This window comes from Ktedonobacter sp. SOSP1-85 (genome assembly GCF_016587415.1).
In the GTDB taxonomy this organism is placed as follows: domain Bacteria; phylum Chloroflexota; class Ktedonobacteria; order Ktedonobacterales; family Ktedonobacteraceae; genus Ktedonobacter.
This window is the reverse complement of record NZ_BNJI01000002.1, coordinates 596,208-607,294: the sequence shown is the minus strand read 5'-3', so window position 1 is coordinate 607,294 and position 11,087 is coordinate 596,208. Positions and strand designations below refer to the sequence as shown.

Sequence of the window (11,087 nt, the reverse complement as noted above, 5' to 3'; positions counted from 1 at the left end):
ATATTCGAAATGCCAATATTATGAGCTTGCTTTCCCATTTACAATTTACTACAATGGAACGAGACGTTTCGTCTTGTCAGTATTATATAGCGAGACGTTGCGTCTCGTCAAGGGGATTTGTCGCAAATTGAAAAGAAGGGATAAACATATGGAAGAGCCAGGAAAAGAATCGAAAGCGTCTGCGCGTCGGCGAAATAAGGAGTCACACGAAGCAATTTTGCAGGCGGCGCTCGACTTATTGGAGCGTGACGGATATAAAGCCTTGACGGTCGAGGCTATCGCGGCCCTGGCGGGAGTGGGGAAGCAGACCATCTATCGCTGGTGGCCCTCGAAAGGGGCAGTGGTTTTCGAGGCCTTCGCCGCCCGGGCTGCGTTAGATGTTCCGCTTCCCGATCTCGGCACTGTGCGTGAAGATGTGCTAGCTTTTATCGAGAATACCTTTCGCAGCCTGAACGAGGGGATGGAGAAGACGGTTCGCAGCCTGATGGCCGAGGCACAGTTCGACGCTGAGTTTGGGAAGGAGTTTCGTCAGACCTTCATAGAGGCTCGCCGCAAGGCCCTCAAGACCCTCCTGGAGCGAGGCATACAGCGAGGAGAACTGCCGCTCGATACCGACCTGGATTTCCTCCTGGATATGATCTACGGCCCAATGTGGTATCGCTTGCTCAACCAACACGCGCCCCTCGATGCTTATTTCGCGCGCCAGCTCATGGATTTCGTTTTGAAGTAATGGTGTAAGGGTATGTGTGGCCGGGCTAGCAAAGCTAGCCCGGCCACACATACCCTTACACCATGATGTTATGCGCGGTGCTGGGCGGCGAGTTCGTATTTGTTGGCGAACATACGGTTGCCGCAGTAGATGTTGCGGCGGGTGAACTCGCTGGGGGTGCGCTGGCGCAGGCGTTCACGCACGCTCTCCTTGTGTGTGCCAGGGGCGTAGTACCAGGGCTCATCAAGGGTATAGGCGGGATTGAGCACCCAGGTGGGGCAAGCGAGCGCGTATTGCTGGCAGAGATACTCGACCGAGGCGGCGCAGAAGACCGCCCAGCGCCACTGCTCAGGGGTTGCATCCGCAGGGAGCTGAATGGGGTCTTGCACGAGCTCTGAGCGCTGCTCGGTGAAATTGCCAAAGAAGTCATTCATGAAGTTCCCCAGCGCGATCCAGGGATCTTCACCCGCGCAGATCTCTTGATAGGATATGCTCATCGTCTGCAATTCGTGCAGCAGTTTCACCCGCTCACCTCATATAGGATTGTTACAATATTTCGCCCTCGCAAACATTGTAACATATTACAATTTTTGGTAACGAGTCAGGCCCGCGCACTGCGTTGATTTAGCAGCGCGGTAGGCGCGAAGGGTTAGGAGAGCGCCTCTATCAAGCCCGACGCTACTAAATGGTGAATTTACATAATCTGTAGGGTCCACGCTGGCATGGACTGCGAGCGAAGCGATCTGCTTTGCGCTCGGGTATCGGCCTGCGGGCCTCGGCAGTCCATGCCAGCATGGACCCTACATCGACGAACTACGTGAATTCACCACTAAAGTACGCGTCTACATATTACGAGCATATGTAGACGCGTACTTTAGTAGCGTCGTCCCACTATCAAAATAGTGCCTCTAGGGTCTCCTCGAGGAGGTATTCTTCCTGCCAGCGGGGATCGGGGATGAAGCGGTCAACGATGGCCTGGGCCTGTTCGCGGGTCGTGACCTTGAGTTCTGTGAGCAGGGCCTGGACATCGTTCATATCTTTCTGGCGGAAGACCATCAGTTTGAGTGCCAGGATGTATTCCCTGGGTGGTAGATAGACATGCAGCATGTTGTATTTGCGCCAGAGCGTGGGCTGGGGATCGGGCGCCATATCCTTGATAAAATAGGCCACGTCGTCGTTCATCCATTTGCGCTTGAGATGGTGCTTGCTCGCCACGGCGCGGACAGCCGTTTGAAAGGCCTTTGCCTGGGGCGTGACATTGGTTGTATCGGGCATATCGAGCAGCACGACATCCACATCATCGGTGGCCTTGCGGTTCTTGACCGTCAGCAGCATAAACGCGCCCCCGACGAGGAAGATGCGCAGTGGCTCCTTGAAGCGGCGCCGCTCCAACTCATCGCCCAGGTCCTGCAAATACAGCTCGATCTCCTGACTCTCCATGTCCGATCCTTTCCGCTGACTTCGTTTGGTTCATTGTAAGATAGGGATGCATGAGGCGTCAGCGCGGCTGACGCCTCATGCATCCCTATCTTACAATAGATTATAGCGGACTGAGAAGCAGGCGCCCAACGGCCAGGAAGATGGTGAGAGCGAAAAGGACGACATTGACGGGGATATTGGAGAATTCCTTACGCGTAAAGTGAAAGATACCAGCGTAGATCATCACAAGCGCCAGGCCGAAGGCCGCGACAATCGTCAGGTCAGATATGGAATGGATAAAAGCGGGCAGGATCAGCCCCAGGCCCCCGAGAAGTTCGCATGTGCCGATGTAGCGTACCGTAATCGAGGTCACGTCGCCTACCCAGGGCAGGCTCTTTTGCAGGCCCGCGATTGGCATAAAAAGTTTCATGATGCCAACCATAATAAATAGCAGCGCGAGAATAACTTGTATAATCCAGAGCGCGATGTTCATCTTCTTTTCCTTAATAATACTAACTAAGCGAGTGTTGTCTAAACAACAGGTGTCGTTTATAATAGTACCATGCTCAATCAAGGGACAAATAAAAGAATGTGTTGTCTAAACAACAAATATGGAAATGTGTTGTGATGTTGTAGCTCAGTGCATGGAAAAATGGGTTCTGGCTTGAAAGGATAGGCGCATGAGTAATCTAACCAAAGGTCTTGATCCGCGTGTAAAGCGTACGCGTACTCTTTTACAGCAGGCATTTCTTGATCTCATGCGCGAAAAGAGCTACTCCACGATCACGGTGCAGGATATTACCGAGCGCGCCACGGTGAACCGGGCGACCTTCTATGCCCACTTCGAGGATAAATACGCCTTGCTCAATGCCCTGGTACATAGCCGCTTTCAGCAGATGTTAAGTGAGAGGTTGCCGGGAGACTTTAAATGGGAGCGGCATTCGCTCCAGGTCCTTATCCATATTATCTTTGAGTTCCTGGGAGAGGTACAACGGCGCTGGGAGGAGGGGAACCGCCCCTTTGAACCCCTGGTCGCGCGCGCGGCCCAGCAGGAATTATATGAACTGCTGCTGCGAGGTATCAAGCAGCGCAAGGCCAGTGGCGACCCGCATAATGATCCCGAGACGGCGGCCACCGTGGCAAGCTGGGCCATCTTCGGCGCCGCCGTCGAGTGGAGCCGCGGCGAGCGCCACCTACCAATCGAGCAGGTATGCGAGCACGTCCTGACCGTTATCACCCTGGGCATTGCCCTGTAGGGTCCATGCTGGCATGGACTGGAGGTCCGCAGGCCGATACCCAGGCGTGGGGGACGTTGCGGGGGCTGCGCTGCTAAAAGCACGCGTTTATATATAATGGGACGCCAAAGAGCCATATATTGGTATTGTATACTGTCTGCACCAACCTGGGGAGCGTGACCTCAAGTGGACCTGAGAAACCAGATGGATATAATAAGCACGAAAGAGCTACGGCATGTTTGACTTTCGCCCGGCGGACCAGGTGTGCGCCACGGTCTTGCAAATGTTTCGGGACTTCTGCAATCGCTCTAATGCAGACTCAAGCCCTCCAAATTTTCATGATGATAGGGCTGAGTGGCTCTATGAGACATCCTTTATGCAGATTTATGGTTTTCAGCAGACAGAGCTCTCACAGCAGACCAGCAGTATTGCGATGATTGACGGGTTCTTTGCGCACCTTACCACTGACACAGACCTTCATCGAGAGATCAGATCGTATTTCCTGTCAGAGGCAAAGCGCAACCAGTATGCTCGGCCCGGCGCTCTCCCTTTATGGCGCGAAGTCGAGATGCCTGAGGCCCGCAACGCTGTAGCGACCTTCCTTACAGGGCATGTCTTACTTGAGCCATGGGATAGAGAGAGGACCAGACCATATATCATTCGTAAGGATGTCCTTCACCTGGCCGAGGCATTTATAGACCTCTTTGAGCCAGGTGGAGAATACTATATAAGCCAGATCCCTATTAAAAAGGGCGTCTGGTCTTTTCTCCCTGTTACTCACGCAGACTTGCATGCCTGCATCATAAGTGTACAGAGAAAGCATCAACGCATGGGTCTTGTACTCGCGCAAGACTGGAGTGGTTGAGGTCACTCCTGGTTTGCTCTGCTTCTAAAGGATAAACGCTTGACATGGCCCCCCTTCACCCTGGTAAAATAGAAGAGCAAATGCATTGCTTCTAGTGTCGTCATAGACAAGGACGTATTTAAAGTGATTGATCGTACCGTTTCTTATTCCCATCCTTTTTGCTCCCCTCCTCCCTTCTCCACCCGTTAGGGCAGGGAGAACGGTTTTATCCACCTCTTTAACACATTCTCTGAAGAGTTTGTGCCTTTTTCTTGTGATCTCACCCTGCCCTCCATGCATTCTTGTTTTTTGATTCTCCGTGTGCATCAAGAGGAAGGGATACCTCATGTTCTCGCAACCTTCATCTCGTCGTGATTTCTTGCTCGTCGTCTGCGCCTCGATCTCCTGGGGTACGGTTGGCATCGCGAACCAGGCTATGTATACCTATGGCGCGACCAATGCTCTCTCATTGACTTTTTTGCGCCTGGCGATTGCCGCTCCTCTGTTTTTTCTCGTAGGCTGGATACGCCTTGGTCGTCGCCTCTTTCACATCAAGCCTCGTGACCTGTGTGTAATGATGCTTATGGGAAGCTTGATCGCTCTCTCCCAGGCCTGTTATATTGCGGCCATTGCTTCTGCGGGCGTAGGTGTCTCAACACTGATTGCCATTTGTGCGGCTCCCGTGATTATCGCTGTCTGCTCTACCCTTATAACACGAGAGCGCCTGACCCTGATGACCCTCATCGCCCTGGTAGCTGCTTTAAGCGGAACTATTCTTCTCATCGGGACACGTTCTCACGCAGGCAAAGAAGCGGTCTCACTCGTGGGAATTGGGTTGGCGTTTCTCTCGGCTTGCGGCTATGCTGGTTTCATTCTGTGTGGACGCTTGCTGACCAACAAGTATCACCCGGTCCAGATCAGTGCTGTAGCGTTTGGGACTGGTGCGCTCATGTTGCTCGTCTGTGCTTCGGCAACGGATCTGGTGCTGGTGTATCCAGCGTGGGGATGGTTGATATTGCTCTACCTGGGGAGTATTCCAACCGCACTTGGCTATGGACTCTTTCAAATGGGCATTCGGTCTCTATCGGCAACGGTGGCAAGTATTGTGACAATGTGCGAACCGCTAACCGCTGCGCTCCTCGCATGGCTCCTTTTCCGAGAGGAGCTAGGGTCTCTCGGCCTCCTTGGTGCAGGTTTCTTATTGGGAGCAATGGCGCTGATTTTGCTCGTTCCAACAAAATCTTTCACGAAGGAAGGATAAAGACTTGCAAGTTCCCTCGGACTTTGCGCGAAGAATGAGCAGGTGCTGTTTTAGTTATGCAAAGTCCGGGGAAGTTACCTTCATACTACAAAAGAGAAATGAGGGTAGCCTAATACATAGGCTACCCTCATTATGTTATAAGACATGGCGCAGGCGTTCGCAGAGGGCAGCAATCTCAGCTTCGCCGCCGTGTGGGGCCTGGGGCCAGTCTTCGACGCTTCTTATGCGCGTCCGGCATGGATGACATGTTTGTTGACGGACGTCAGGATCGCCAGGAGCAATGCGCAGGCTGATAGAAACAGAATTGCTGGAACTACTTGAAACCATTGGATCAACAGGCCAGTCAAGGCAAAGCCGAACGGCTGGAAGCCAAAGGCCAGCAGGCGAAAAACACTGTTAACGCGTCCCTGGAGTTCGTCGGGAATTAGCGAGATCCGATAGCTAAACTGGACCACGTTATAGATGGGGCCTGCTACAAAGAGGCACGCGGAGATTACTCCCAGCAGGAGTGGATTAGGAGCTATGGCGTAGAGCGGAAAGCACAAAGCCTCAAACCAGATGAAGCAAATAATGACCGTACCAAAGCGGTAGCGCTTCTGAATTGGCGCGCCCAGCAAAGAGCCAATAATCGCCCCGACTCCACCAATAGTCAAGATCGTTCCATAGGCCAGCGAAGAGCCGTGCTGCTGTTTGACCAGAACCAGGAGAACTGGGAGTAAACCTGCGCCGATAAAGTTGCAGCCGCCTGTGAGAAAGGCGATATAGCGAATGAGTGGCTGATGCCAGAGCCAGGCCAGGCCCTCACGAATCTCGGCCAGCAGTTTGCGCTGCTGACCCTCCTGGCGTTTCCCCTGAAAAGGCACTCTGATAAAGCTCAGGGTGATTACAGAGATCACATAGGAGATCGCGTCAGCCAGAAATGGCACAGATTGGCTCAGTGTATAGAGGGCGCCGCCGAGTGCCGGACCGACGAGTACTGTGGTACCCGTCGTCGCCTCATTTTGTGACGTGGCCAATGGGATCTGTTCTTTACTGACAACCTGGGGCAGACAGGAGACTTCAGCCAGGTTAAAGAAGACGTAGAATGTCCCTTCAATCAGCGTATTGGCGCAGATCTGGGCGACGGTCAGGCGTCCCAGCCACATCACGACAAGCACACTTGCCAGGTTGATGGCCCGACCAGTATCACAGACGACCATCAGGCGTTTGCGATCCCAACGATCAATCAACGCGCCAACGATCAGGCTGAGAAAGATATAGGGCAATGTCCCAAGGCCACCCACCAGGCCAACTAACGCCGCTGAATGCGATAGGTCCCAGACCAGGAGCGGGTAGGCGGTCTGGGTAACCGTCGTGCCAAGGGACGAGAATGCCTGGCCGCTCCACAGCAGCATAAAATCACGGTTGCGCCAGAGGGCCATGCGGCCTCCCCTGTTCATCTCTTCCCTGGTGACAGTTGACTTCATGCATCCTCTCCAAATTATGTAGTCAGAGCGGCATTCATGCCATCTTCGGCTCTGATGTGTTTCCACAAGCCTGGAACAAGAGTTTGAGGATGAGTATATAGAAGCACTTTATGCCTGTCAAGTCATTCTGTTTTAAGGGGCGCAATTCATTTTTTACAGAGGTGCCTCTCGTTATCATAGGCCCCACGTTTACGGTGGGCTGATGTATCTCCCCGGGCGAGATGCTTCCTTGAATGCTCCAACGCCCCCATCACTACTGCAAAAAAAGGCAACAAGGGCGTGTTGCTTGGGGGGCATTGGTGTGTGGTGGCTTGCTTGGTCGCGCCTGAATGATACATCAGCGCGTCGTAAACGACTTTGCTGGCAAATTTTGTCCGGACAAGTTTCCGAGCGCGGAAAGGTATCCAGAGGCTTTAAAGATCGGTAGGGACCCGGTTTACCGCGTCCCTACCAATAGTTCGGGCGTTTCTCATGAGCCTGTTCGGATAACTTGACAAAATTTCCCAGCAAAGTCGTAAACGTGGCGTCTATGGGATGGAAACACAAAAATATGAATCACATCCTGTTTTAGGTCTGCTGTGCAAAGGGGAAGTAAACAGTAAAGGTGGAGCCCTTGCCCTCCTCGCTCTCGACGGTAATCGAGCCGTGGTAGTGGGTGACGATCTCGTAGGTGATGTAGAGGCCCATGCCCAGGCCGGGGAAGGCCTTCTCGCTTGTTCCATACGCGCCACGGTTGAAGCGCTCAAAGATCTTCTCGCGTTGGGGGGCTGGTATACCCACGCCATGATCGCATACTTTAATACAAACCCATCGCTCGCTTTCTGACAGAAAGATATCCACCTCATGGGCCTCGGGGGAGTATTTTACCGCATTCGTTACCAGGTTGGTCACGACCTGAGTGAAGCGTTGCTGGTCGCACACCAGGACGTGGTGTAGGTGTCCATGCAGGATGAGCATATGGTCGGAAAGCATAGGTTGAAGTATCTCAATGGTTTCGTGAAGCACTTTGTCTGGGTCGAGAATTTCGTCTTCATAACTGAACAAGCCCATCTGGATTTTTGAGACGTTCAGCAGGTCGTCAATGAGACGCTTTAAGGCATCAACCTGCAACTCCATACGTATAAGATCATAGTTTGTGCGTTTATCGCCCTCTCTCTGGACTCTGCGGCGCAGAAATTGGATCAGCATTTTGAGCGAGGTAATAGGTGTCTTTAACTCATGGCTGGCGAGGCTGATAAACTCATCTTTGCGTTTCTCAAGCTCTTTCCGTGCGGTGATATCCACAATAAAGCTGATGGTTTTCCCACTCTCTTTATCAAACAACGCTGTCCCTACTACCACAGGGACACGCTTCCCATCGGGACGTTGATACTCCTTTTCATAGGGATGGCAGGTACCACTCTCCCGCAATTCCTGGATCGCTTTCTCATCTCGCTCAAGATACTCTGGTGGTGTCAATTGGTCCCACCGCACCTCGCCTCTATTCATATCTTCGCGTGTGCTCCCCAACATTTGTAAATACGCGTCATTCGCCTCCCACACATGCCCATAAATATCGGTGATACCGATGCCAATGATGTTGGCATCAAAGAGGGTGCGAAATTGCAGTTCTCTCACACGTAGCGCGACCTCAGTCATCTTTTTGTCATGGTTATCTGTGCAGGTGCCACACCAGCCCGCAATATTGCCCTCCGTATCACGTATGGGTATAGTGTAAACCAGAAACCAGCGATATTCACCGGTAATCCCATTCCGTAAACGATACTCATTCTCGCCCGGTTCTCCCGTATGAACCATACGGTACCAATTTGCCAGCGCCTTCTGGCGATCATCGGGATGCACACACTCGCTCCAGCCATCCCCACGCGATTGTTCAATCGATGTCAGGGTATAATTACTCCACTGTTTATTCAAGTAATCGACAAAACCATCGGGTCGAGCGGTCCAGATGATGGTTGGAATGGCGTCAATCAAAAAATGCTTTTCATCCTCTAAGCGTTTGCGCTCGGTCACGTCAAACCCGGTCCAGATAAGATACTCACCCTGCCTTGTGCTATCAAGAAATGGCATGATCGTTACATCGACATCGCGGTAAAAATCGGGGCGAGGGAACACGCGTATATCAAAACGTACTGTCTCGCCTCTCATAGCCCGTTCCATGACCTCGCGGATCTGGTGGTGCGTTTCGAGGGAGTGCGACCACCAGGGCATCTCCACAACATACTTATCTACAAGATCATCCAGGCTCATGCCGGTATCTTCTAAAATGGTGTGATTCACTTCCAGGAAGCGGCCATCGCGTGTCATGACAATAAGGCCAAACCGGGAGCCGTAATTGACAACTTCGCGATATTTTACAATATGTTTCACTCTCGCCGAGATATTATCAATTTGTGGCTCCTGACTCATAATGCCTGCCCCTTTTAACCTGCAAAGCCAGGGCTATCCTTTCCCTACAGCAAGAGCAAAGATCCTTTTTGTTCGTTCCTGGTCACATTTCTACTTTTACTCTTCAACAAATTTGTTCTGCTTTAAAATAACTCAACACTTATAATGCTCTCTACAATGCCACACATATATCATAGACAAAAACACAAGGCAAGCAATTTGTCGCAGTAGGGGGGCGCCTTGCTGGGGGAAGGCCGCGTTGAGCGCGGTGCCCGAATAATAAGCCTTGCCGGATATGGCCAGGATAGAAAGAATAGATGAGTAGAAACGCATAATTGGGTAGGTCCGGGTACTTCTTAATTGGTGCTGTAACATTAGAGAGATGAGGAGCAGAGGCTTGAGCATTGCTTGCGTTACCATATGCATGTTCTTACACAACGATAATTACAGCTAGAGAAATATGAAAGGAAATAGATATGGGAAAGGTCTCCACAGGATTCTCAATGTCACTGGATGGTTTTGTTGCGGGACCAAACGAAGACTTCCAACACCTCTTTGCCTGGATGATGGGCGGCGACACCGATTACACGGTCAAAATTGGCGATAGAGAGCAAACGCTCAAGCTCTCGGCGGCAAGCATCGAGATGTATGATAATGCCATCAACACCGCAGGGGCTCTAGTGGCTGGGCGCAGATTGTACGAACTTACTCATGGATGGGGAGGACACCATCCCATAACAGCCCCGGTCGTCGTCGTGACACATCGGCTCGCACCAGAATGGGTTCAGGAGGAATGGCCAGTAACCTTCGTCACAGATGGCATCGAGAGCGCCATTGAGCAGGCCCAGAAGATCGCAGGCGACAAAAACGTTGTCATCGCCTCCACAACCATCGTGCAGCAGTGCCTCGACGCTGGCTTGCTCGACGAAATTCACATCGACCTGGTTCCCGTCCTGTTGGGCGAGGGCGTGCGTCTCTTTGAGCACCTCAAGGTTGCTCCCGTCCAACTCGATGGCCCTCACGTAAGCATCGGCAAAGGGGTCACGCACCTCACATATAACGTCAAGAAGTAGGAGGAGCGCTACTGGCGTACGCGCCTACCCGCTTCGCGGCGTTGGGTGGAGTCAACGAAGTGAAAGGATATGGGTGTTAAACTATCCGTTCACCAAGCAACAACCGCGTAGGCGCGTACGTAAGTAGCGCTCGTTCACTTGACGATGCGGAACCAGAGATCAGTTCTCGTAGGAGACTCGAAGACTCTTATTTTCTCCAGTTGTAGCTGCTCATTGACGAGAGGCGCGAAAAATCGTAGACCTTCACCAAAGAGAACAGGAACGATGCCCATATGGATCTCATCGGCCAGTCCGGCTCGTAGGCATTGTTGAGCTGTATTCGCGCCTCCTACTACCGTGACCTGTTTCTCGCCCGCGGCGGCCTTAGCCTGCTCAAAAGCACTTTCGATGCCATCTGTGACGAAGGTCACTGTCAACTTATCATTTTGCCCCTTAATTTCCCCTTCTGGAATGGCATGAGTCAGGACGAAGATTGGCACTTGATATTCGTAACCCGTCAAATCACCCTCTCCCATGTCGTAGGAACGCCGACCCATCACCACCGCGCCTGTCGTCCGTATTTCTTCCTGTAACATCTCTGTGCTTCGTAACGCTTCAAAATCAGGATACAAGCGGCTGATATCACCATGACGGTCATTCATAAACCCATCCAGTGAGATGGTCGCGCCGATAATAACTTTTCCCATAGTACC

At 52.2% G+C, this 11,087-nt stretch carries 11 protein-coding genes; 5 read left to right on the top strand and 6 right to left on the bottom strand.

Going from position 1 to position 11,087, the window contains the following annotated elements; all coding sequences use genetic code 11:
- The first annotated feature begins 148 nt into the window (after positions 1–148).
- A complete protein-coding gene (locus KTE_RS30880; RefSeq protein WP_201388312.1) occupies positions 149–730 on the top strand; it encodes a TetR/AcrR family transcriptional regulator in 582 nt (193 codons plus the stop codon).
- 68 nt (positions 731–798) lie between these two features.
- Here KTE_RS30880 and KTE_RS30875 read toward each other — a convergent pair whose 3' ends face one another.
- The 3 genes from KTE_RS30875 to KTE_RS30865 form a co-directional block, all read right to left on the bottom strand.
- The gene (locus KTE_RS30875; protein ID WP_201388310.1) at positions 799–1,233 is read right to left on the bottom strand and encodes a hypothetical protein; all 435 of its coding nucleotides are present in this window, start codon (positions 1,231–1,233) and stop codon (positions 799–801) included.
- 370 nt (positions 1,234–1,603) lie between these two features.
- A complete protein-coding gene (locus tag KTE_RS30870) occupies positions 1,604–2,149 on the bottom strand; it encodes a DUF6036 family nucleotidyltransferase (RefSeq protein ID WP_201388308.1) in 546 nt (181 codons plus the stop codon).
- 100 nt (positions 2,150–2,249) lie between these two features.
- A complete protein-coding gene (locus KTE_RS30865) occupies positions 2,250–2,621 on the bottom strand; it encodes a DoxX family protein (protein WP_201388306.1) in 372 nt (123 codons plus the stop codon).
- A 187-nt stretch (positions 2,622–2,808) separates the two neighbouring features.
- On the opposite strand from KTE_RS30865, the gene KTE_RS30860 reads away from it, so the two are divergent.
- The 3 genes from KTE_RS30860 to KTE_RS30850 all read left to right on the top strand — a co-directional run bounded on the left by KTE_RS30860 (position 2,809) and on the right by KTE_RS30850 (position 5,468).
- Complete coding sequence (locus KTE_RS30860; protein WP_201388304.1) at positions 2,809–3,384, top strand: TetR/AcrR family transcriptional regulator; 576 nt, start codon at positions 2,809–2,811, stop codon at positions 3,382–3,384.
- A 214-nt stretch (positions 3,385–3,598) separates the two neighbouring features.
- A complete protein-coding gene (locus tag KTE_RS30855; protein ID WP_201388301.1) occupies positions 3,599–4,228 on the top strand; it encodes a hypothetical protein in 630 nt (209 codons plus the stop codon).
- 325 nt (positions 4,229–4,553) lie between these two features.
- Entirely contained in the window at positions 4,554–5,468 is a 915-nt protein-coding gene (locus tag KTE_RS30850; RefSeq protein ID WP_201388299.1) for a DMT family transporter, read from the top strand.
- A 221-nt stretch (positions 5,469–5,689) separates the two neighbouring features.
- Here KTE_RS30850 and KTE_RS30845 read toward each other — a convergent pair whose 3' ends face one another.
- On the bottom strand, positions 5,690–6,934 hold the full coding sequence (locus KTE_RS30845; protein WP_201388297.1) for an MFS transporter: 1,245 nt from the start codon (positions 6,932–6,934) through the stop codon (positions 5,690–5,692).
- A 567-nt stretch (positions 6,935–7,501) separates the two neighbouring features.
- Complete coding sequence (locus KTE_RS30840; RefSeq protein ID WP_201388295.1) at positions 7,502–9,343, bottom strand: PAS domain-containing sensor histidine kinase; 1,842 nt, start codon at positions 9,341–9,343, stop codon at positions 7,502–7,504.
- Positions 9,344–9,798: 455 nt separating this feature from the next.
- Here KTE_RS30840 and KTE_RS30835 point away from each other — a divergent pair, with 455 nt between their 5' ends.
- Positions 9,799–10,395, top strand: a complete 597-nt coding sequence (locus tag KTE_RS30835) for a dihydrofolate reductase family protein (RefSeq protein ID WP_236600746.1) — start codon at positions 9,799–9,801, stop codon at positions 10,393–10,395.
- A gap of 134 nt (positions 10,396–10,529) precedes the next feature.
- Here KTE_RS30835 and KTE_RS30830 read toward each other — a convergent pair whose 3' ends face one another.
- Complete coding sequence (locus KTE_RS30830) at positions 10,530–11,081, bottom strand: dihydrofolate reductase family protein (RefSeq protein ID WP_201388293.1); 552 nt, start codon at positions 11,079–11,081, stop codon at positions 10,530–10,532.
- Positions 11,082–11,087 lie beyond the last annotated feature (6 nt).

What these genes read in the sequence shown, in the direction of transcription:
- KTE_RS30880 (WP_201388312.1), top strand. Translation starts at nt 149, where the DNA reads ATGGAAGAGCCAGGAAAAGAATCGAAAGCGTCTGCGCGTCGGCGAAAT.
- KTE_RS30870 (WP_201388308.1), bottom strand. Translation starts at nt 2,149, where the DNA reads ATGGAGAGTCAGGAGATCGAGCTGTATTTGCAGGACCTGGGCGATGAG.
- KTE_RS30865 (WP_201388306.1), bottom strand. Translation starts at nt 2,621, where the DNA reads ATGAACATCGCGCTCTGGATTATACAAGTTATTCTCGCGCTGCTATTT.
- KTE_RS30860 (WP_201388304.1), top strand. Translation starts at nt 2,809, where the DNA reads ATGAGTAATCTAACCAAAGGTCTTGATCCGCGTGTAAAGCGTACGCGT.
- KTE_RS30855 (WP_201388301.1), top strand. Translation starts at nt 3,599, where the DNA reads ATGTTTGACTTTCGCCCGGCGGACCAGGTGTGCGCCACGGTCTTGCAA.
- KTE_RS30850 (WP_201388299.1), top strand. Translation starts at nt 4,554, where the DNA reads ATGTTCTCGCAACCTTCATCTCGTCGTGATTTCTTGCTCGTCGTCTGC.
- KTE_RS30845 (WP_201388297.1), bottom strand. Translation starts at nt 6,934, where the DNA reads ATGAAGTCAACTGTCACCAGGGAAGAGATGAACAGGGGAGGCCGCATG.
- KTE_RS30840 (WP_201388295.1), bottom strand. Translation starts at nt 9,343, where the DNA reads ATGAGTCAGGAGCCACAAATTGATAATATCTCGGCGAGAGTGAAACAT.
- KTE_RS30835 (WP_236600746.1), top strand. Translation starts at nt 9,799, where the DNA reads ATGGGAAAGGTCTCCACAGGATTCTCAATGTCACTGGATGGTTTTGTT.
- KTE_RS30830 (WP_201388293.1), bottom strand. Translation starts at nt 11,081, where the DNA reads ATGGGAAAAGTTATTATCGGCGCGACCATCTCACTGGATGGGTTTATG.